This is a genomic window from Enterobacter sp. BIDMC 29 (assembly GCF_019378755.1).
In the GTDB taxonomy this organism is placed as follows: Bacteria; Pseudomonadota; Gammaproteobacteria; order Enterobacterales; family Enterobacteriaceae; genus Enterobacter; species Enterobacter ludwigii.
In genome coordinates this window covers 830,725-851,142 of sequence record NZ_CP080000.1, presented here as the reverse complement: position 1 = coordinate 851,142, position 20,418 = coordinate 830,725, and the positions used below count along the sequence as shown (strand labels likewise).

The 20,418-nt window shown below is 56.4% G+C and carries 17 protein-coding genes, 1 tRNA gene and 2 other RNA genes; 12 read left to right on the top strand and 8 right to left on the bottom strand.

The annotated features are described in order from the left end of the window. The first annotated feature begins 30 nt into the window (after positions 1–30). A non-coding RNA gene (locus JTA15_RS03845) (RtT sRNA) lies at positions 31–168 on the top strand. A gap of 120 nt (positions 169–288) precedes the next feature. Here JTA15_RS03845 and JTA15_RS03840 read toward each other — a convergent pair. After that, entirely contained in the window at positions 289–1,194 is a 906-nt protein-coding gene (locus JTA15_RS03840; protein ID WP_014169514.1) for a LysR family transcriptional regulator, read from the bottom strand. 109 nt (positions 1,195–1,303) lie between these two features. Between JTA15_RS03840 and JTA15_RS03835 the strand changes: the two genes are divergently transcribed. The 4 genes from JTA15_RS03835 to JTA15_RS03820 all read left to right on the top strand — a co-directional run bounded on the left by JTA15_RS03835 (position 1,304) and on the right by JTA15_RS03820 (position 3,279). Continuing rightward, positions 1,304–2,164, top strand: a complete 861-nt coding sequence (locus tag JTA15_RS03835; protein WP_153852255.1) for a pirin family protein — start codon at positions 1,304–1,306, stop codon at positions 2,162–2,164. A 20-nt stretch (positions 2,165–2,184) separates the two neighbouring features. After that, positions 2,185–2,862 carry an isochorismatase family protein gene (locus JTA15_RS03830; protein ID WP_044860179.1) on the top strand — a complete coding sequence of 226 codons (678 nt, stop codon included), beginning with the start codon at positions 2,185–2,187 and terminating at the stop codon, positions 2,860–2,862. Positions 2,863–3,009: 147 nt separating this feature from the next. Continuing rightward, positions 3,010–3,097, top strand: a tRNA-Ser gene (locus tag JTA15_RS03825). 44 nt (positions 3,098–3,141) lie between these two features. Then, a non-coding RNA gene (locus tag JTA15_RS03820) (RtT sRNA) lies at positions 3,142–3,279 on the top strand. 298 nt (positions 3,280–3,577) lie between these two features. On the opposite strand, the gene phoH is transcribed toward JTA15_RS03820, so the two are convergent. The 4 genes from phoH to efeU all read right to left on the bottom strand — a co-directional run bounded on the left by phoH (position 3,578) and on the right by efeU (position 8,158). After that, on the bottom strand, positions 3,578–4,366 hold the full coding sequence (phoH, locus tag JTA15_RS03815; protein WP_024908976.1) for a phosphate starvation-inducible protein PhoH: 789 nt from the start codon (positions 4,364–4,366) through the stop codon (positions 3,578–3,580). Positions 4,367–4,865: 499 nt separating this feature from the next. Then, the gene (efeB, locus tag JTA15_RS03810) at positions 4,866–6,149 is read right to left on the bottom strand and encodes an iron uptake transporter deferrochelatase/peroxidase subunit (RefSeq protein WP_020884708.1); all 1,284 of its coding nucleotides are present in this window, start codon (positions 6,147–6,149) and stop codon (positions 4,866–4,868) included. 5 nt (positions 6,150–6,154) lie between these two features. Then, on the bottom strand, positions 6,155–7,282 hold the full coding sequence (gene efeO, locus JTA15_RS03805) for an iron uptake system protein EfeO (RefSeq protein WP_063858501.1): 1,128 nt from the start codon (positions 7,280–7,282) through the stop codon (positions 6,155–6,157). A 42-nt stretch (positions 7,283–7,324) separates the two neighbouring features. Continuing rightward, complete coding sequence (gene efeU / locus JTA15_RS03800; protein WP_020884710.1) at positions 7,325–8,158, bottom strand: iron uptake transporter permease EfeU; 834 nt, start codon at positions 8,156–8,158, stop codon at positions 7,325–7,327. A 251-nt stretch (positions 8,159–8,409) separates the two neighbouring features. Between efeU and JTA15_RS03795 the strand changes: the two genes are divergently transcribed. Further along, complete coding sequence (locus JTA15_RS03795; RefSeq protein ID WP_014169507.1) at positions 8,410–9,594, top strand: NupC/NupG family nucleoside CNT transporter; 1,185 nt, start codon at positions 8,410–8,412, stop codon at positions 9,592–9,594. Between the two features lie 32 nt (positions 9,595–9,626). Here the strand turns inward: JTA15_RS03795 and JTA15_RS03790 are convergent, their stop codons facing one another. Then, positions 9,627–10,046, bottom strand: coding sequence for a DUF3574 domain-containing protein (locus tag JTA15_RS03790; protein ID WP_219372889.1), 420 nt, complete (start codon positions 10,044–10,046; stop codon positions 9,627–9,629). A gap of 115 nt (positions 10,047–10,161) precedes the next feature. Beyond that, positions 10,162–11,670, bottom strand: coding sequence for a sodium/proline symporter PutP (gene putP, locus JTA15_RS03785; RefSeq protein WP_020884712.1), 1,509 nt, complete (start codon positions 11,668–11,670; stop codon positions 10,162–10,164). 423 nt (positions 11,671–12,093) lie between these two features. Between putP and putA the strand changes: the two genes are divergently transcribed. Together putA and JTA15_RS03775 are read left to right on the top strand one after the other, a co-directional pair. Continuing rightward, complete coding sequence (gene putA, locus JTA15_RS03780) at positions 12,094–16,056, top strand: trifunctional transcriptional regulator/proline dehydrogenase/L-glutamate gamma-semialdehyde dehydrogenase (RefSeq protein ID WP_219372888.1); 3,963 nt, start codon at positions 12,094–12,096, stop codon at positions 16,054–16,056. Positions 16,057–16,155: 99 nt separating this feature from the next. Continuing rightward, positions 16,156–16,551 carry a lysozyme inhibitor LprI family protein gene (locus JTA15_RS03775; RefSeq protein ID WP_020884714.1) on the top strand — a complete coding sequence of 132 codons (396 nt, stop codon included), beginning with the start codon at positions 16,156–16,158 and terminating at the stop codon, positions 16,549–16,551. Here the strand turns inward: JTA15_RS03775 and rutR are convergent. Next, positions 16,548–17,186: an HTH-type transcriptional regulator RutR gene (rutR, locus tag JTA15_RS03770; protein ID WP_219372887.1), complete on the bottom strand. Its 639-nt coding sequence runs from the start codon at positions 17,184–17,186 to the stop codon at positions 16,548–16,550. The two genes, JTA15_RS03775 and rutR, sit on opposite strands and share 4 nt — an antisense overlap. A gap of 243 nt (positions 17,187–17,429) precedes the next feature. On the opposite strand from rutR, the gene rutA reads away from it, so the two are divergent. The 4 genes from rutA to rutD are packed head-to-tail and all read left to right on the top strand — an operon-like array spanning position 17,430 to position 20,416. After that, complete coding sequence (gene rutA / locus JTA15_RS03765) at positions 17,430–18,521, top strand: pyrimidine utilization protein A (RefSeq protein WP_025204484.1); 1,092 nt, start codon at positions 17,430–17,432, stop codon at positions 18,519–18,521. Then, positions 18,521–19,210: a pyrimidine utilization protein B gene (rutB, locus tag JTA15_RS03760; protein ID WP_219372886.1), complete on the top strand. Its 690-nt coding sequence runs from the start codon at positions 18,521–18,523 to the stop codon at positions 19,208–19,210. Before rutA ends, rutB begins: the two co-directional genes overlap by 1 nt. Positions 19,211–19,221: 11 nt before the next feature. Beyond that, positions 19,222–19,608, top strand: a complete 387-nt coding sequence (gene rutC, locus JTA15_RS03755) for a pyrimidine utilization protein C (RefSeq protein ID WP_219372885.1) — start codon at positions 19,222–19,224, stop codon at positions 19,606–19,608. A gap of 7 nt (positions 19,609–19,615) precedes the next feature. After that, positions 19,616–20,416: a pyrimidine utilization protein D gene (gene rutD, locus JTA15_RS03750; protein ID WP_044867236.1), complete on the top strand. Its 801-nt coding sequence runs from the start codon at positions 19,616–19,618 to the stop codon at positions 20,414–20,416. Positions 20,417–20,418 lie beyond the last annotated feature (2 nt).

Here is a 20,418-nt window from a genome sequence, read left to right as displayed (position 1 = left end):
GCTCGTACGAAAGTACGGGCTTTTTTCTTTTATATTCCCCGGACAGGGGGGATGAGAATCCCCGACCGGGGTTCGACAACGGGCGACAGCCAGTTGGACAGACTGAGCGCGCAGCGAACAGGCTGCCCGCAGGGCGAGCAAAGCGAGTCAATCCCCCCCTCACCGACATATTTAAGATGAGAGCTCGAACGAAAGTACGGGCTTTTTTCTTTTATATTCTCCGCCCGCGCAACATGAGACCTTGTGTGGTGTAAGATCCTCACCCTCGCTCCAGGGGAGAGGGAAAGATTAATCTTCCACCATCCGCGCATACTCTTCGGTAAGAAAATCCACCAGTGCCCTGACAGACGGGAGTAACCCGCGTCTTGAAGGATACACAGCATGAATCACCTCACGTCGTGGCTCCCAGGCATCAAGTACGCGAATGAGGTCCCCTGACGCAAGCTGATCTTTCACCATCAATATCGGCAGCTGCACCACGCCGATACCCGCTATAGCCGCTTCACGCAGTGCCAGCATATCGGTAGTGATCAGGCGAGGATGGTAATGGATTTCCGCCTTCGCCCCTTCGGGTCCACTCAGTTCCCATTTATGGATGTGTTTACCCTCGTTCGTGCTTAATCCAGGCCAGGCACTGAGTTCAGAGGGCACCAACGGTTTACCCATCCGCTGTATCAACGCCGGTCCGGCGACCAGACAATGTCCCCGGTCCGCCAGTACCCTTAACACCAGATCGCTGTCATCGAACGGACGCGGGCGCACACGGATCGCGACATCAATCCCCTCCCCCACCAGGTCTACTCGCCGGTTGGTTGCCTCAAGCTGCAGCGCGATCCCTGGATAGCGCGCCATAAATCTCGCCAGCATCGGGCCAACATGGACATGCAACAATGTTATCGGACAGGTGATCCTGACAATACCGCGCGGCTCAGCCTGTAACGCGGCCACCGCCTCCTCAGCAGCTTCTGCTTCCACCATCATCGCTTTACAGTGCTGATAGAAGGTCTGGCCAACTTCTGTCACCGTAAACTGCCGCGTTGTACGATGTATTAACCGTACGCCAAGCCGCTCTTCCAGCTGAGCTATCCGGCGGCTTAGCCGGGACTTCGGCAAATCGAGCGCACGCCCCGCTGCAGCAAAACCACCGTAGTCGACCACCTTCACAAACCAGACGAAGTCATTGAGATCCTGCATAAATCCTCATCGTTCTATTTTCAGAACAGTGAATGCCATTTTCACTATCTACCGGGATATTAACGCTGAATATAAGCTAATTACATCAACAACGCTTCAGGAGTTCATCATGAAAAACGTAACAGGCGTGTACACCGCTCCCCGTCAACACTGGGTTGGTGATGGTTTCCCGGTACGTTCAATGTTTTCTTACCAGACACACGGCGAGCCGCTCAGCCCGTTCTTGCTACTGGACTACGCCGGGCCATACACCTTCCCGGCGGATGGGGCAAAGCGCGGCGTCGGCGAGCATCCGCACCGGGGTTTCGAAACGGTCACCCTCGTCTATTCCGGCGAAGTTGAACATCGCGATTCTACCGGCAGAGGCGGCGTAATAGGCCCCGGGGACGTGCAATGGATGACGGCGGGCGCTGGCATTTTGCACGAGGAGTTCCACTCCAGCGCGTTCTCGCAGAAAGGCGGTGAACTGAAAATGATGCAGCTGTGGGTCAACCTACCTGCCAAAGACAAAATGGCGACGCCGGGCTACCAGAGCATCACTAAGGCGGATATCCCTGTGGTCACGCTGCCGGATAACAGCGGCTCGCTGCGGGTTATCGCAGGTCGCTACGAGGATGTTGCAGGCCCCGCGCACACCTTTTCGCCGCTAAACGTCTGGGACATCGCGCTCAATCAGGGTAGCCATCTCACGCTCAGTCAGCCGGAGGGCTGGAGCACGGCGCTGGTTGTGATGGAAGGCACCATTACGGTGAACGGAACAGCCCAGGCAGGCGAGGCACAGCTGGTTGTATTAAGCCAGCAAGGCGACACACTCCATCTGGAAGCGAGCCTCGATGCCAAAGTCCTGCTGATGGCCGGCGAGCCGTTGAATGAACCCATCGTGGGCTATGGGCCGTTTGTGATGAACAGTAAAACCGAAATCGCGGAAGCCATTCGTGATTTCAACTCCGGCCGCTTCGGCCAGATCTGATGGTAATAAAGGAGAAGAAGATGTCTGCACCTGCAAATTTTAACGGCTCACGCCCGGTTATTGATGTAAACGATGCGGTGATGTTGCTTATCGATCACCAGAGCGGACTTTTCCAGACCGTGGGGGATATGCCAATGCCAGAGTTGCGCGCACGTGCTGCGGCGCTGGCAAAAATCGCTACCCTGGCGAAGATCCCGGTGATCACCACCGCTTCTGTTCCACAGGGACCGAATGGCCCCCTTATTCCGGAGATCCACGCTAATGCGCCACATGCGCAATACGTTCCACGTAAAGGTGAGATCAACGCCTGGGATAACCCGGAGTTTGTGGCTGCGGTGAACGCCACCGGGCGCAAAACGTTGATCATTGCCGGCACCATCACCAGCGTCTGCATGGCGTTTCCCTCTATTAGCGCAGTCGCGGAGGGTTATAAAGTGTTTGCGGTTATTGATGCCTCCGGCACCTACAGCAAAATGGCTCAGGAGATCACCCTGGCGCGCGTGGTCCAGGCCGGGGTGGTACCAATGGATACCGCGGCGGTTGCCTCTGAGATCCAGCGGACATGGAACCGGGAAGATGCAGCCGAGTGGGCTGAAGTGTATACCCATATCTTCCCTGCCTATCAGCTGCTGATCGAAAGCTATACCAGAGCACAAGAGGTGGTCAAAAACAGCGAAGTGCTCGATTCACAGCGTTAATCACCGGCTCCACGGTCAAAAAGACGTGGAGCTGATTATTGCTTAACCGAACAAGCACTAAAGCAGAAAATCTGCTTGACCGTTTTAGCGCAACTCCCTATAGTAGCGCCCCGTTGCCCCCCAAGCGGTCAGGCAGCAAAACAATATGGTGAGGTGTCCGAGTGGCTGAAGGAGCACGCCTGGAAAGTGTGTATACGGCAACGTATCGGGGGTTCGAATCCCCCCCTCACCGCCATATTCAAGATAAGAGCTCGTACAAAAGTACGGGCTTTTTTCTTTTATATCCTCCGGACAGGGGGGATGAGAATCCCCGACCGGGGTTCGACAACTGGCGACAGCCAGTTGGACAGACTGAGCGCGCAGCGAACAGGCTGCCCGCAGGGCGAGCGAAGCGAGTCAATCCCCCCCTCACCGCCATATTTAAGATAAGAGCTCGTACGAAAGTACGGGCTTTTTTCTTTTATATCCTCCGGACAGGGGGGATGAGAATCCCCGACCGGGGTTCGACAACGGGCGACAGCCAGTTGGACAGACTGAGCGCGCAGCGAACAGGCTGCCCGCAGAGCGAGCGAAGCGAGTCAATCCTCCCCTCACCGCCATATTCAAGATGAGAGCGCGTACGAAAGTACGGGCTTTTTTCTTTTATATTCCCCGGACAGGACGCCCGCACAAAAAACAAAGCCCGGTTTCCCGGGCTTTGAACACAACGGGTAACTCAATAGTACGCTTGCAGAGTGCGCTGGCAGAGCGCTGAACGCACGCAGTCTTCTTTCGTGAAGCGTACCACCCCAATCATCTCATCTTCCTCAAAACGTGACATGGCGTCGCTCAGTCCGGACTTCACGCCCGATGGCAGATCGCACTGGGTAATATCACCATTGACGATGACCGTCACGTTTTCCCCGAGGCGCGTTAAAAACATCTTCATTTGCGCTGCGGTCACGTTCTGAGCCTCGTCAAGAATGACGACCGCATTTTCAAATGTACGTCCGCGCATATAAGCGAACGGCGCGATTTCCACCTTGCCAATCTCTGGTCGCAGACAGTACTGCATAAAGGATGCTCCCAGACGTTTCACCAGCACGTCATAGACGGGCCTGAAGTAAGGGGCAAACTTCTCTGAAATATCTCCGGGCAAGAAGCCAAGATCTTCATCAGCCTGCAGTACCGGACGGGTGACAATAATTCTCTCCACGTCTTTATGGATCAGCGCCTCTGCCGCTTTGGCTGCACTGATCCACGTTTTCCCGCATCCGGCTTCGCCGGTTGCAAAGATGAGCTGTTTACTCTCGATAGCATTCAGGTAGTGCGCCTGAGCCTCATTGCGCGCCACAATTGGAGAATTATCACGGCTGTCTCGGGCCATGCCAATTGCTTCTACGCCACTCATCTGCACAAGCGAGGTGACCGATTCTTCTTCACGCTGTTTATGGCTACGTGAATCCCGTCTCAGCACACGTTTTGCTTCGCGACGAGCTTTGATCACTGCTTTTTGTCTTCCCATGGATAGCACCTTGAGTTGTTGGTATTCATCACACGTGCCAGTTTCAGCACGATTATGCGCACGAACATCAGAGGGTTGGCTTCCTTGTAAGCCATTGCTTGCTTTACCGGATGACGCAACAGAACGGCTACGCGCACCATTCTGCACGTCGGTCGAAAGAGATTCTTGAGTCGAGGGGGATAATTTTGTGGTGAGGAAATCGCTGCCGGAGTCTGAGCCTCCGCGCCGGGTGCTGCGGGTGTTGTGTTTACCATGTCCAGTACAGGACGCAACCATTCGCGATCTCCATAGTGATTCAGCATCACTGCCGGGAACTACCGCTGTCTTATCTTAAGTACATCAGGAGTTATCATAAATGCAACATTTATTTTACCTGAACGTAACTTTAAGACTGTCCCTACAGTGGAAATCAGTCTCATACAGGAATATTACAGAAATATAACAGCAGGACAGGCATATGAAAAAATAATGTCCCCGCGAATTATCGCAGGGACAATTATCAGGCTTCAATCAACCCTTGAGCGAGATAGGCGTTGCGATCGCGTGCGCCAGGCAGGGCAAAGAAATAACCGCCGCCGATGGGTTTAATGTACTCTTCCAGCGCTTCCCCGTTCAAGCGTTTCTGTACGGTCAGGAAGCCCTTCTCCAGGTCGTGCTGATAGCACACAAACAGCAGCCCCATATCGAGCTGGCCGGCGTTGGTTACGCCAAGTGAATAGCTATATCCCCGACGCATCATCAGGCTGGATTGTGTCTCTTTGGTACGCGGATTGGCCAGGCGGATATGGCTGTCCAGCGCGATGACATCGCCATTCGGATCGCTGGCGTAGTCAGGCACATCATGCTCGTTCTTCATCCCGAGCGGAGCGCCACTCTGTTTATCGCGGCCAAAAATCGTCTGCTGCTCTTTGAGCGGCGTACGGTCCCAGAACTCCACGTGGAACTGAATAATCCGCACCGCCTGATAACTTCCCCCCACAGCCCATGCCGGCTCGCCCTGATCGGCCGTCACCCAGACCACCTCTTTCATGAGCGGATCATTACGGCTGTCCGGGTTGGCCGTGCCGTCTTTAAAGCCCAGCAGGTTTACGGGCGTCTCTTTCCCTTTGCTGCGGGCGGCATGGTCAGAGATAAACCCTTCCCGCTTCCAGCGAACGCTCAGCAGGTCCGGCGTGTGCTTGATGATGTCGCGCAGCGCGTGGATCACCGTATCCTGGGTGTTGGCGCAAATTTGCAGGAGCAGATCGCCGTGGCAGAGAGCAGCATCCAGAGAGTCATTCGGGAAACGCGTCATTTTCTGCAGCGCTTTTGGCTTCTGTTTTGCCAGCCCGTAGCGCGCATCAAACAGCGACTCACCGAGCGAAACGGTTATCGTCAGGTTATCCGGAGCGATAAATGCCCCGAGGATACCGGAATCCATCGGCGGCAGACGCGGGTTAGGCGTGTCCGGCGCCGGACCACCGGCGGTGAGAAACGCGATGCGCGTCGTCAGCAGGCGGAACAAACGCTCAAGATCGGCTTTATCGCTTGCCAGCGAATCAAAAGCCACCAGCATCATGGAGGCCTGCTGTGGTGTCAAAATGCCCGACTGATGCTCACCATAAAAAGGCTGCGTCTCCATGCGTGCATTGGGTGACAGCGTGCCGGGAGCACTTTGCGGTTTCGCCGCATGCGCCACCGGGCACCCTCCGGCCAGAGCAAGGGCGCCCCCCAGCGCCCCTACTCCTTTTAACAATCGACGACGTGAAGGTTCCACCACGTCGTGTTCATTCTGCTTGTTCATCGTGCTTAATCCAGACCCAGTACGCCACGCAGCAGGGAGAGATCTTCCGCCAGTGTGGTAATCGGGCCTTTCAGCGCGTTACGGTCGGCATCGGTCAGTTTATCGTAGGTTTCAAACCCGTCTTTGGTACGGTACTTCGCCAGAATGGTGTCGACTTTTTTGAAGTTGGCATCCACTTTCGCCAGCAGCTCGCTGTTATCTTTCTGCAGCTGAGGACGCAGCAGATCGACAATTTTCTGCGCGCCATCGACGTTCGCCTGGAAGTCCCACAGGTCGGTGTGGCTGTAACGGTCTTCTTCACCGCTGATTTTACTGGCCGCCACTTCTTCAATCAGACCCGCGGCACCGCCCACCACTTTTGATGGCGGGAAGGCCAGCTCACTGATGCGTTTTTGCAGCTCAAGCACGTCACTGTTCAGCTGATCGGCATATTTATCCATCCCTTTGAGAGTGTTATCGCCAAACAGGGCTTTCTCCAGACGGTGGAAGCCGGTAAATTTCGGGTCGGCGGCTTTCTGCTCAAAATCATCTTCACGGGCATCAATGCTGCCATCCAGGTCAGAGAACAACTCGGCAATCGGCTCAATACGCTCGTAATGCTGACGGGTTGGCGCATACAGGGATTTCGCTTTCGCGATATCGCCCGCTTTTACTGCATCAGTGAAGGCTTTGGTACCGGTAGCCAGGTCCGCCGTCTCTTTGATGACATACGCTTTATAAGCAGTAATCGCATCACCCAGGCTCAACAGGGCCGTGCCTTTTCCGGCGTCGGCCGTGGCATCACCCTTCACGATAAGCTTGCCTTTAGGGTTCGTCAGCAGCCCGCAGGTCATCTCATATTCACCCGGCTGCAGGTTGGCGGTCATCTTCTGACTAAAGCCCGGCGCGATATTTTCACGCTCTTCCACCACCATGACGCCTTTCAGGATTTCCCACTCCAGCGCCTTCTGGCTGTGGTTCTGAATAATAAACTGGGTTTTGCCGCTGTTGACCGTGATGGTCATTGGCTCGCACTGCTTATCATTGACCGAAACCTTGACCTGCGGAACATCCGCGCCCCAGGCGGAAAATGCTGAAGCGAACAGCGCGGCAATGCCTGCGCATAACGCACTACGACGGAACTGAATTGCCATGACTCTTCCCTTTAAAAGTATGTTGTAACTAATGCAGTCAGATTACGGCGCAACGCGCGACGTCTGAGTGCCGGTGCGCGGCGGCATGGCAAACAGCACCAGCGCCGGAACCAAATAGATAAAGTACATCGCCACTTCGCTGACGCTCGGCGTTTCCTGGTAACCAAAAATACCTTCGAGCAAGGTACCGGTCAGGGAGTGCGTTGAGAGCACGTTACTGAGGTCGAACGCCACTTCCTGGAAGTGATTCCACAGGCCCGCTTCGTGGAAAGCGCGGATCGCTCCCGCCGCCAGCCCAGCGGCCACCAGCAGAATAAACAGGCTGGTCCATTTAAAGAACGCACCCAGGTTAAGGCGAATGCCGCCCCAGTAGAGCAGGAAGCCCAGCACCACCGCAGTGGCCAGACCCAGCATCGCACCCAGCGGTGGCCAGATCCCCACATCCTGCTGAAATGCCGCCAGCAGGAAGAAAACCGACTCCAGCCCTTCCCGCGCCACGGCGAAAAAGACCATCATGATCAGCGCCCAGCCGTGGTTATTGCCCTTTTGCAGAGCGTTATCCACCGCCTGCTCCAGCTGCACCTTCACGTTGCGGGACACTTTACGCATCCAGAACACCATCCAGGTGAGGATTACCACGGCAATGACGGCCACGATCCCTTCAAACAACTCTTGCTCTTTCTGGGGAAACTCACCGGTGGTTTCATTGATAAGAATGCCAAGGCCCAGACAGAGTGCTGCGGCGAGGAATACCCCAATCCACATGACACCGATCCAGCGTCCACGCTGGGTTCGCTTCAGATAACTGGCGATGAGGCTGACGATGAGGGCCGCTTCGAGACCTTCGCGTAACATAATGAGAAATGGAACAAACATGCCGACACCTTAAATGTTTATCGCGGTCAACTGATGCAAAGAAAGGTAAATTCTTGTGATAGTGATTATCATTACGCCAGCAAGAAAAACAAGCGAAATGTGTGTTGTTTTGATGACGAGTTGTAAACACCCAGCCTGGTAATAATTGCTGGCGTTATCGTTAAGTTTATAAGTTATAGCGAAAATGCCCATTTACGGTTAATCAGGGCTGTGGCTAAATATCTGCCTCAAAAACCAACTGAAAATTATCCATGTTCAACATTATCCATTTCCTGCTGGCGCTGGTGATTATTCTTGCGCTTGCCTGGCTGGTGAGTTTCGACCGCCGAAAAATTCGCATTCGTTTTGTTTTACAGCTGATTGTCATTGAAATAGCCCTGGCGTTCTTTTTCCTGCATGCCGAAAGCGGGCTGTTCATTATTAAATATGTCTCGGGATTCTTTGAGTCACTGCTGAAATTCGCGGCTGAAGGCACCAATTTCGTCTTTGGCGGGATGGGTGAAAAAGGACTGGCGTTCATTTTCCTCGGCGTACTCTGCCCGATTATTTTTATCTCCGCACTGATTGGTATTCTTCAGCACTGGCGAATTCTGCCGATTTTTATTCGGGTGATCGGGACACTGCTGTCAAAACTGAATGGCATGGGTAAGCTGGAATCGTTCAACGCGGTGAGCTCGCTGATCCTCGGACAGTCTGAAAACTTTATTGCCTACAAGGGTGTACTGGGCGACCTCTCCTCTCGTCGTCTCTTCACCATGGCGGCCACGGCCATGTCGACGGTATCTCTGTCGATTGTCGGTGCCTATATGACCATGCTCGACGCCAAATTTGTCGTTGCCGCACTCATCCTGAACATGTTCAGCACCTTTATTATTCTCTCCATTATCAACCCGGCGCGCCCGGAAGCAGAGCCGGACATCAAGCTTGAAAAGCTGCACGAGTCCCAGAGCTTCTTCGAAATGCTTGGCGAGTATATTCTGGCCGGTTTTAAAGTGGCGATGATTATTCTGGCGATGCTGATTGGCTTTATTGCCCTTATTAGCGCCGTTAACGCCCTCTTCTCCAGCGTATTTGGTATGAGCTTCCAGCAGATCCTGGGCTATGTATTTTACCCGCTGGCATGGCTGGTCGGTATTCCGCTGAGCGACGCGTTGAATGCCGGCAGTATTATGGCAACCAAGCTGGTCGCAAATGAATTTGTGGCAATGATTGAGCTGCAAAAAATTGCGCATCAGATGTCACCACGCGGACTGGGCATTTTGTCCGTTTTCCTGGTGTCGTTCGCTAACTTTGCCTCTATCGGCATTGTGGCCGGGGCGATCAAAGGCCTGAACGAGCAACAGGGAAACGTGGTATCACGTTTTGGCTTACGTCTGGTGTATGGCGCGACGCTGGTCAGTTTGCTGTCCGCCAGCTTTGCAGGGCTGGTGCTGTAAGCGATAACGGCGGGTTCTCCCGCCGTTTTTCATTAAAACTGCACGCACACCGGCTGATCGACCCGCATCACCGACTCCTGCGCGAAGCGTGATTTATAAATACCCCGCAACGCTTCAATATTCTTCTCGCTCTGCGCATCTTTACCGTGGATCAGCATAAGCGCCTTGCTCGGTTCACGCGCCACTTTCCCGTCGTTACCCAGCCACTGCCCGCGCGCATCAAAGACCGTCAGGCCATCGCGAAAACGCGGCGTCACGTCCTGGTCAACGAACTGCTGCCACTCGCCGGTGGTGATTTGCGCCCCTGCGGGACGGTTTAGCCCGAAATAGAGCGTGGTTTGCTGCATCTGGTTATCCGCTTTGCAGGTCTCCATCGCCGCGTGTTGCGACGGCACACTGCAGCCCGCCAGCATCAATATTGCCGCTGCCATTACCCCTGTTTTGATTGTCATGCTTCGCTATCCTCATTGTTATAAGCACAGCGATATCATCGTAAATTGCGGATTTTGGCAAGAAAAAAGCCGGGTAGCGCGCGCGCTTACCCGGCCTGTCTATCAGCGAAAAAGATTACTCAGCCTGCAGCTTAGACGGCGGTGCAGTGTGATAGTGTGCGTCTGCTTCAGCAAAACGTTTCTGCATTGAGGCAGAAGGCGCTTTACCCAGCAGGCTGAACACCACAATGCCGATACTGCCGAAGATGAAGCCCGGGATAATTTCGTACAGACCAAGCCAGGCGAACTGCTTCCAGACGATAACGGTAAGCGCACCGATAATCATCCCCGCCAGCGCGCCGTTGCGGGTCATGCGCGACCACAGCACCGAGAAGAGCACCACCGGACCAAACGCCGCACCAAAGCCCGCCCACGCGTAGCTTACCAGGCCCAGCACGCGGTTCTCAGGGTTTGCCGCCAGCGCAATGGCAATTAAGGCCACCACCAGCACCATGAAACGCCCCACCCATACCAGCTCTTTCTGGCTCGCATCTTTACGCAGGAACGCTTTGTAGAGGTCTTCGGTGATTGCACTCGAGCAGACCAGCAGCTGGCAGCTCAGGGTGGACATCACGGCCGCCAGGATCGCGGAGAGCAGAATACCGGCAATCCACGGGTTGAACAGAATGCCCGCCAGTTCGATGAACACACGTTCGGCGTTCTGGTTTACTGCACCTGCCTGCGCCGGGTTATTGTTGAAGTAAGCGATGCCGAAGAAACCAACCGCACAGGCACCCGCCAGGCAGAGGATCATCCACGTCATACTGATACGACGGGCATGAACAATCGTGTGGTGAGAGTCAGCGGCCATGAAGCGCGCCAGAATGTGCGGCTGACCGAAGTAGCCCAGACCCCAGCCCATCAGCGAAACGATGGCGACAAAGTTCAGCCCTTTCAGCATGTCGACGTTTTCAATGCTCTTCTGCTTAATCACTTCCAGCGAATCAGCAAAGCCGCCGACGGTGAAGATGACAATGACTGGCGTCAGGATCAGAGCGAAGATCATCAGGCTCGCCTGCACGGTGTCAGTCCAGCTTACGGCCAGGAAACCGCCCACGAAGGTATAGAGAATGGTTGCCGCAGCACCAGCCCACAGCGCCGTTTCATAGCTCATGCCGAAGGTGCTTTCGAACAGGCGCGCACCGGCCACAATGCCAGAGGCACAATAGATGGTGAAGAACACGAGGATAACCAGCGCAGAGATAATGCGCAGCACGCGGCTGTTATCTTCAAAGCGTCCGGTGAAGTAATCCGGCAGGGTCAACGCATTGTTGTTGGCTTCGGTATGCACGCGCAGACGGCCTGCAACCAACTTCCAGTTGATCCATGCCCCGACGGTCAGGCCAATGGCGATCCAGCTTTCAGAAATACCGGAGATGAAAATCGCCCCCGGCAGACCCATCAGCAGCCAGCCGCTCATGTCGGACGCGCCCGCAGAGAGTGCGGTGACCATCGGCCCTAAGCTACGCCCGCCCAGAATGTAGTCGTCAAAGTTCTTTGTTGAACGCCATGCCAAAAACCCTATCAGGATCATGCCAAATATATAAACGAGAAATGTCACCAGCATCGGTGTGCTAATTGCCATTCAAATTCTCCAAAATGTCGAGCGACAACCGTCCGGGTTGCCTTGTTATGTCATCACCGGAACGTAGTGATGTGTGTATGTGTTTCTGTTGGCCGCGCGTATCCTGCCGTAAGCAGTGCTCGCACACAAACGATTTAACACTGCATTTACATCAAATTCATCCCTGGTTTTATACGTCTTTCGTATAGGTTGCACTCGCTCACGCTTTTACGGGTTGCACCTTTTAAAAGTGTTAAGTCCCGCATAAAAACAGGCCTCTCATCCAGAAGCCAGCACTTTTTTCCATCTAACCATCTCTTAACAATCCATTCATTTTCTGGGTTGCAAACCAAGTCACATTTAACACGGTTGCACAAAGTTGCAACATGGTGGATATTTCACGCTATCGATAGCACACGACGACAGAACAACAGGAGCTTTGGCATGGGTATGACCACCATGGGGGTTAAGCTGGATGACGCAACCCGCGAACGGATTAAGACCGCAGCAACCCGCATTGACCGCACGCCGCACTGGCTAATCAAGCAGGCGATTTTTAACTACCTCGAAAGACTCGAAAGCGATGAGGGGCTGCCAGAGCTGCCCGCGCTGCTGGCGGGTGCAGCCAATGAAAGTGATGAGGTTTCCGCCGCTGCTGACGAAAACCATCAGCCGTTCCTTGAATTCGCCGAGCAGATCCTGCCTCAGTCGGTCAGTCGCGCCGCCATTACCGGTGCTTACCGTCGTGCCGAAACCGACGCCGTACCGATGCTGCTGGAGCAGGCCCGTCTGCCAGAAGCCATTGCCTCTCAGGCGCACAGCCTGGCGTATCAGCTTGCCGACAAACTGCGTAACCAGAAAAATGCCACCGGCCGCGCCGGAATGGTACAGGGTCTGCTGCAGGAGTTTTCCCTCTCCTCTCAGGAGGGCGTAGCGCTGATGTGTCTGGCGGAAGCGTTGTTGCGTATTCCTGACAAAGCCACCCGTGACGCACTGATCCGCGACAAAATCAGCAACGGTAACTGGCAGTCACACATTGGCCGCAGCCCGTCGCTGTTCGTCAACGCGGCGACCTGGGGCCTGCTGTTTACCGGCCGACTGGTCTCGACTCATAACGAAGCCAACCTCTCTCGCTCCCTGAACCGCATCATCGGCAAGAGCGGTGAACCGCTGATCCGCAAAGGCGTGGATATGGCGATGCGCCTGATGGGCGAGCAGTTTGTTACCGGCGAAACCATCGCGGAAGCGCTGGCCAACGCCCGTAAGCTCGAAGATAAAGGTTTCCGCTACTCTTACGACATGCTGGGTGAAGCGGCGCTGACCGCCGCCGACGCGCAGGCTTATATGGTCTCTTACCAGCAGGCGATTCACGCCATTGGTAAAGCGTCAAACGGTCGCGGTATTTATGAAGGCCCGGGGATCTCCATCAAGCTCTCGGCCCTGCATCCGCGCTACAGCCGTGCGCAGTACGACCGGGTGATGGAAGAGCTCTATCCGCGCCTGAAATCCCTGACCCTGCTGGCGCGCCAGTACGACATCGGTATCAACATCGATGCCGAAGAGGCCGACCGCCTGGAGATCTCCCTCGATCTGCTGGAAAAACTGTGCTTCGAGCCGGAGCTGGCAGGCTGGAACGGAATTGGTTTCGTTATCCAGGCGTATCAGAAACGTTGTCCGTTCGTGATTGATTACCTGATTGACCTGGCAAGCCGCAGTCGCCGTCGCCTGATGATCCGCCTGGTAAAAGGCGCATACTGGGACAGCGAAATTAAACGCGCCCAGATGGAAGGTCTGGAAGGCTATCCGGTCTATACCCGCAAGGTTTACACCGATGTCTCCTACCTTGCCTGCGCGAAAAAACTGCTCGGCGTGCCGAACCTGATTTACCCGCAGTTTGCCACCCATAACGCCCACACCCTGGCGGCCATCTACAGCCTGGCCGGACAGAACTACTATCCGGGTCAGTATGAGTTCCAGTGCCTGCACGGCATGGGTGAACCGCTGTACGAGCAGGTCACCGGTAAAGTGGCGGATGGCAAACTGAACCGTCCGTGCCGTATTTATGCCCCGGTGGGCACCCATGAAACCCTGCTGGCGTACCTGGTGCGTCGTCTGCTGGAGAACGGGGCGAACACCTCCTTCGTTAACCGTATCGCCGATACCACCCTGCCGCTTGACGAGCTGGTTGCCGATCCGGTGCAGGCGGTTGAGAAGATGGCGGCTCAGGAAGGTCAGATTGGCCTGCCGCATCCGAAGATCCCGCTGCCGCGTGAACTGTACGGCAAAGGTCGCGTGAACTCCGCGGGTCTGGACCTGGCGAACGAACACCGTCTGGCCTCCCTCTCCTCCGCCCTGCTCAACAGCGCGCTGCAGAAATGGCAGGCCAAACCGATTCTGGAGCAGCCCGTCGCTGATGGCGAAATGCAGCCCGTGATTAACCCGGCGGAGCCAAAAGATATCGTCGGCTACGTGCGTGAAGCAACCGAAGCAGAAGTGGATCAGGCGCTGGACAGCGCGGTGAATAACGCGCCAATCTGGTTCGCGACGCCGCCGCAAGAGCGTGGCGCCATTCTGGAACGTGCTGCGGTGCTGATGGAAGACCAGATGCAGTCGCTCATCGGGATCCTGGTGCGCGAAGCAGGTAAAACCTTCAGCAACGCCATTGCCGAAGTTCGTGAAGCGGTCGACTTCCTGCACTACTACGCAGGCCAGGTTCGTGATGATTTCGATAACGAAACCCACCGTCCTCTCGGTCCGGTGGTGTGTATCAGTCCGTGGAACTTCCCGCTGGCGATCTTCACCGGCCAGATTGCCGCCGCACTTGCCGCAGGCAACAGCGTGCTGGCAAAACCGGCGGAGCAGACCCCGCTGATTGCCGCTCAGGGTATTAACATTCTGCTGGAAGCGGGCGTGCCTGCGGGTGTCATACAGCTGTTGCCGGGCCGCGGTGAAACGGTTGGGGCGAAACTGACCGCCGATAACCGTGTGCGCGGCGTGATGTTTACCGGCTCAACTGAAGTGGCCTCCCTGCTGCAGCGCAACATCGCCACCCGTCTTGATGCACAGGGGCGTCCAACGCCGCTCATCGCTGAAACCGGCGGCATGAACGCCATGATCGTCGACTCCTCCGCGCTCACCGAGCAGGTGGTGGTCGATGTTCTCGCCTCCGCCTTCGACAGCGCGGGCCAGCGCTGTTCCGCCCTTCGCGTGCTGTGTCTGCAGGATGACGTGGCAGACCACACGCTGAAGATGCTGCGCGGCGCGATGGCCGAATGCCGCATGGGTAACCCGGGCCGTCTCACGACCGATATCGGGCCGGTTATCGACGCGGAAGCCAAAGCAAATATCGAAAACCATATTCAGACCATGCGCGCCAAAGGCCGTCCGGTCTTCCAGGCCGTGCGTGAAAACAACGAGGATGCCCGCGAGTGGCAGACCGGCACCTTTGTGCCGCCAACGCTGATTGAACTGGCCAGCTTCGACGAGCTGAAAAAAGAGGTCTTTGGCCCGGTATTGCACGTGGTGCGCTACAACCGTAACAACCTCAACGAGCTGATTGAACAGATTAACGCCTCCGGCTATGGCCTGACCCTCGGCGTGCATACCCGCATCGATGAGACCATCGCTCAGGTGACCGGCAGCGCTAAAGTAGGCAACCTGTACGTCAACCGTAACATGGTCGGCGCGGTGGTGGGCGTACAGCCGTTCGGCGGTGAAGGTCTGTCAGGTACCGGTCCAAAAGCCGGTGGTCCACTCTACCTGTACCGTCTGCTGGCAAACCGTCCGGACAATGCGCTCGGCGTGACGCTGGCACGTCAGGATGCCGAACGTCCGGTGGACGCGCAGCTGAAGGCCGTGCTGACACAGCCGCTTGAAGCGCTCATCACGTGGGCAGAAAAACGCCCGGAACTGCGCGCTGTCGCACAGCAGTATGGCGAACTGGCGCAGGCGGGTACGCAGCGCCTGCTGCCGGGGCCAACCGGTGAGCGCAACACCTGGACGCTGATGCCGCGCGAGCGTGTGCTGTGCGTGGCGGACAACGAGCAGGATGCACTGGTTCAGCTGGCCGCCGCTGCTGCAACCGGTTGTGAAGTGCTGTGGCCGGAAGATGCACTGCATCGTGACCTCGCGAAACAGCTGCCGAAAGCGGTCTCTGCCCGCATTCATTTTACGAAGCCCGATGCCCTGCTGACTCAGCCGTTTGATGCCGTTATCTATCACGGTGATTCCGACCAGCTGCGCGAACTGTGCGAGCAGGTGGCGGCCCGCAGCGGTGCGATTGTTTCGGTACAGGGCTTTGCCCGCGGCGAAACCAATCTGCTGCTGGAACGTCTGTACGTTGAGCGCTCGCTTAGCGTGAACACCGCGGCGGCGGGCGGTAACGCGAGCCTGATGACAATCGGTTAATCGTGTAAAATATCCCCGGTGGCACTACGCTTACCGGGGTGACAAAATAACCAGGGCCGGATAAGCACAGCGCATCCGGCTTTTTTACATGGAGGGATGATGAAAAGATATCTGATCGCGGGGGCTGCATTGCTGCTGAGCGCGAACGCGCTGGCAGAAGAGTGCGCAAATGCGACCACCCAGCTTGAAATGAACACCTGTACGGCGCAGCAGTACCAGGCCGCCGATAAAAAACTGAATCAGACGTATCAGGCTGCCATCAAACGCGCAGAAGCCCCACAGCGTGAGCTTCTGAAAAAAGCACAGCAAGCGTGGATTGCCCTGCGCGATGCCGACTGCAACTTTATCGGGTCGGGTACTGAGGGAGGCAGCGTTCAGCCGATGATCATCAGCCAGTGCCTGAACGAAAAAACCGTTGAGCGTGAAGCGTTTCTTGCCTCACTGATGCAGTGTGAAGAGGGCGATTTAAGCTGCCCTCTTCCGCCGGGAAACTAACGCACGCGGATCCCTTCAATGATCATCTGCTGAACGTTTTCCAGCGTGCTGTGGAAAAACGCCTCATCCTGGAGCGTTTTACCGGTCACCGCTTCAACCTGGGCCGCAAAGTCAGCGTAATGCTGAGTGGAGGCCCAAATCATAAAGATCAGATGATGCGGGTCAACTGGAGCCAGCTTCCCGCCCGCCACCCATCCGGCAATAATGGCCGATTTCTCGTCAACCAGCTGTTTTAAATCCCCGGTCAGTTCCGCCTGCAACAGCGGTGCGCCCTGCAGCATCTCCAGGCAGAACAGCCGTGACGCCTGCGGATAATCACGCGACACCTCCAGCTTCAGGCGAATGTACTCCCTGATCGCCACCAGCGGGGCAAGCTCTTCGCGAAACGCCTTGAGCGGCGCCAGCCAGATATCAAGGATCTGCTGCATCACCGCAATATAAAGCGCCTCTTTCGACGGGTAGTAGTAGAGCAGATTCGTTTTCGACACCCCGGCCTGTTCCGCCAACTGCTCAAGGCGCGTGCCATGAATACCAAACTGCGAAAAGGTCTCCAGCGCCGCACCGAGGATGGCCTGCTTCTTCGCACTGACCGCCTGCGAACGTTTACCGGGTGTTTTCACTGCACCTTGTGTCATTCCCGCTCTCCATATTTTGCGTTGCCATCAGCATAGCAAAACCCCTCACCGACCACGACACTCTGCACTCCGATCGCGCATGAATGCCTGTTTTCTGTGCAATGTTTTTGACCATTTAGTCCACATTTGCATACCTCAATTAACCAACCATTGATTAACACATTAATAACAAAGCCATTTTCAAAACTGGCATTGCCTTTGCAAAACCCTTTTTACCTGCAACGTCGTAAAGAGAGGTTCGTGATGAAAATTGGCGTATTTGTACCTATCGGCAACAACGGCTGGCTAATCTCGACCACCGCCCCGCAATACATGCCTACTTTTGAGCTGAATAAGGCCATCGTGCAAAAGGCGGAGCACTACCATTTCGATTTTGCGCTTTCGATGATCAAGCTGCGGGGTTTCGGCGGCAAAACCGAATTCTGGGATCACAACCTGGAGTCCTTCACCCTGATGGCCGGGCTGGCAGCCGTCACCTCGCGCATTCAGATCTACGCGACGGCCGCCACCCTCACCCTGCCGCCAGCGATCGTTGCCAGAATGGCCTCCACCATCGACTCCATTTCCGGTGGTCGCTTTGGCGTTAACCTGGTTACGGGCTGGCAAAAACCTGAGTATGAGCAGATGGGGATCTGGCCGGGCGACGAGTATTTCTCCCGCCGCTATGACTACCTGACCGAGTATGTGCAGGTGCTGCGCGATCTCTGGGGCACCGGCAAAAGCGACTTCAAAGGTGATTACTTCACCATGAACGACTGCCGCGTCAGCCCGCAGCCTTCCGCCCCGATGAAAGTGATCTGCGCCGGGCAGAGCGACGCAGGAATGGAATTCTCCGCTAAATACGCCGACTTCAACTTCTGCTTTGGCAAAGGCGTGAATACCCCAGCCGCCTTCGCCCCGACCGCGGCACGCATGAAAGAGGCCGCGGACAAAACCGGTCGCGATGTGGGTTCCTATGTCCTGTTTATGGTCATTGCCGACGAAACCGACGACGCCGCCCGCGCGAAATGGGAACGGTATAAGGCGGGCGCGGACGATGAAGCGCTGAGCTGGCTCACCGAACAGAGCCAGAAAGATACCCGTTCCGGCTCGGACACCAACGTCCGTCAGATGGCCGACCCGACCTCAGCGGTCAACATCAACATGGGCACGCTGGTCGGTTCCTATGCCAGCGTCGCCAGAATGCTCGATGAAGTGGCCGCCGTGCCCGGTGCGGAAGGCGTGCTGCTGACCTTCGATGAGTTCCTGACCGGTGTGGAAACATTCGGCGAGCGCATTCAGCCGCTGATGCAGTGCCGCGCCCACATTCCTGCCATCACAAAGGAGGTCGCGTAATGACCACGCTTGCAGCACGTCCGGAAGCCATCACCTTTGCGCCGCACCAAAGCGCCCTGATTGTGGTGGATATGCAAAACGCCTATGCCAGCCAGGGCGGCTATCTGGATCTGGCGGGATTTGACGTCTCCACCACCCGACCGGTGATTGAAAACATTAAAACCGCAGTCAACGCAGCCCGCGCGGCAGGCATGCTGATCGTCTGGTTCCAGAACGGCTGGGACGATCAATATGTGGAGGCCGGTGGCCCGGGCTCTCCCAATTTCCATAAATCGAACGCCCTGAAAACCATGCGCAAACGGCCCGAACTGCAGGGCACACTGCTGGCGAAAGGCAGCTGGGATTACCAGCTGGTGGATGAGCTGGTGCCAGAGGCAGGCGATATCGTGCTGCCCAAACCGCGCTACAGCGGCTTTTTCAACACTCCGCTCGACAGCCTGCTGCGCAGCCGGGGGATCCGTCATCTGGTCTTTACCGGCATCGCTACCAACGTCTGCGTGGAATCCACCCTGCGCGACGGCTTCTTCCTGGAATATTTTGGCGTGGTGCTGGAAGACGCCACCCATCAGGCCGGGCCGGCGTTTGCGCAGCAAGCGGCCCTGTTCAACATCGAAACCTTTTTTGGCTGGGTCAGTAACGTCGCGGATTTTTGCGACGCCCTGAATCCACCGCTAGCCCGTATTGCCTGAGGAACAAGACCATGCCGAAATCCGTGATTATTCCGCCAGGAACCAGTACCCCGATTGCCCCGTTCGTGCCCGGCACGCTGGCCGATAGTGTGGTGTATGTATCCGGCACGCTGCCGTTTGATCAGCACAATAACGTGGTCTACCCCAACGACCCAAAGGCGCAAACCCGCCACGTGCTGGAGACGATCAAAAAAGTGATCGAAACAGCGGGTGGCACAATGGAGGATGTGACGTTCAACAGTATCTTTATCACCGACTGGAAAAACTACGCCGCGATTAACGACATTTACGCCGAGTTCTTTCCCGGTGATAAACCGGCCCGGTTCTGCATTCAGTGTGGGCTGGTGAAGCCAGATGCGCTGGTTGAAATCGCGACCGTTGCACACATCGCAAAGTGAGGCGGCCATGAAGCTCTCTGTCTCACCTCCCCCTTACGACGGCGCGCCCACGGTAGTCCTGATTGCCGGGCTTGGCGGGGGCGGCAGCTACTGGTTACCGCAGCTTGCCGTCCTGGAGCAAGAGTACCAGGTGGTGTGCTACGACCAGCGCGGGACGGGCAATAATCCCGACGTGCTGCCGGAAGCCTACAGCCTGGCGATGATGGCCGACGAGCTGGCCCGGGCGCTGAATGCCGCCGGGATCGTTCGTTACTGCGTCGTGGGTCATGCGCTGGGGGCGCTGATCGGCCTGCAGCTGGCGCTCGACCACCCCGAGGCCCTCAGCGCGCTGGTGTGCGTGAACGGCTGGCTCACTCTGAATGCTCATACCCGACGCTGTTTCCAGATCCGCGAACGCCTGCTTCATGCAGGCGGCGCACAGGCGTGGGTAGAGGCGCAGCCGCTGTTTCTTTACCCGGCCGACTGGATGGCCGCCCGTGCGCCGCGCCTGGAGGCCGAAGAGGCCCTGGCATTGGCCCACTTCCAGGGCAAAAACAACCTGCTGCACAGGCTGAATGCCCTGAAGAAAGCGGACTTCAGTCGCCATGCGTCACGCATTCACTGCCCGGTACACCTCATCTGCTCCGCCGACGATCTGCTCATCCCTGCGGTCTGTTCCACTGAGCTGCAGGCCGCCATCCCCGGCAGCCACAAGGTGGTGATGCGCCAGGGCGGGCACGCCTGCAACGTCACCGAGCCAGAAACTTTTAATACGCTGCTGCTGAACGGGCTTGCCAGCCTGCTGCACAGCCCTGAACCCGCTTTATAAGG

What these genes read in the sequence shown, in the direction of transcription:
- JTA15_RS03840 (WP_014169514.1), bottom strand. Translation starts at nt 1,194, where the DNA reads ATGCAGGATCTCAATGACTTCGTCTGGTTTGTGAAGGTGGTCGACTAC.
- JTA15_RS03835 (WP_153852255.1), top strand. Translation starts at nt 1,304, where the DNA reads ATGAAAAACGTAACAGGCGTGTACACCGCTCCCCGTCAACACTGGGTT.
- JTA15_RS03830 (WP_044860179.1), top strand. Translation starts at nt 2,185, where the DNA reads ATGTCTGCACCTGCAAATTTTAACGGCTCACGCCCGGTTATTGATGTA.
- phoH (WP_024908976.1), bottom strand. Translation starts at nt 4,366, where the DNA reads ATGGGAAGACAAAAAGCAGTGATCAAAGCTCGTCGCGAAGCAAAACGT.
- efeB (WP_020884708.1), bottom strand. Translation starts at nt 6,149, where the DNA reads ATGAACAAGCAGAATGAACACGACGTGGTGGAACCTTCACGTCGTCGA.
- efeO (WP_063858501.1), bottom strand. Translation starts at nt 7,282, where the DNA reads ATGGCAATTCAGTTCCGTCGTAGTGCGTTATGCGCAGGCATTGCCGCG.
- efeU (WP_020884710.1), bottom strand. Translation starts at nt 8,158, where the DNA reads ATGTTTGTTCCATTTCTCATTATGTTACGCGAAGGTCTCGAAGCGGCC.
- JTA15_RS03795 (WP_014169507.1), top strand. Translation starts at nt 8,410, where the DNA reads ATGTTCAACATTATCCATTTCCTGCTGGCGCTGGTGATTATTCTTGCG.
- JTA15_RS03790 (WP_219372889.1), bottom strand. Translation starts at nt 10,046, where the DNA reads ATGACAATCAAAACAGGGGTAATGGCAGCGGCAATATTGATGCTGGCG.
- putP (WP_020884712.1), bottom strand. Translation starts at nt 11,670, where the DNA reads ATGGCAATTAGCACACCGATGCTGGTGACATTTCTCGTTTATATATTT.
- putA (WP_219372888.1), top strand. Translation starts at nt 12,094, where the DNA reads ATGGGTATGACCACCATGGGGGTTAAGCTGGATGACGCAACCCGCGAA.
- JTA15_RS03775 (WP_020884714.1), top strand. Translation starts at nt 16,156, where the DNA reads ATGAAAAGATATCTGATCGCGGGGGCTGCATTGCTGCTGAGCGCGAAC.
- rutR (WP_219372887.1), bottom strand. Translation starts at nt 17,186, where the DNA reads ATGACACAAGGTGCAGTGAAAACACCCGGTAAACGTTCGCAGGCGGTC.
- rutA (WP_025204484.1), top strand. Translation starts at nt 17,430, where the DNA reads ATGAAAATTGGCGTATTTGTACCTATCGGCAACAACGGCTGGCTAATC.
- rutB (WP_219372886.1), top strand. Translation starts at nt 18,521, where the DNA reads ATGACCACGCTTGCAGCACGTCCGGAAGCCATCACCTTTGCGCCGCAC.
- rutC (WP_219372885.1), top strand. Translation starts at nt 19,222, where the DNA reads ATGCCGAAATCCGTGATTATTCCGCCAGGAACCAGTACCCCGATTGCC.
- rutD (WP_044867236.1), top strand. Translation starts at nt 19,616, where the DNA reads ATGAAGCTCTCTGTCTCACCTCCCCCTTACGACGGCGCGCCCACGGTA.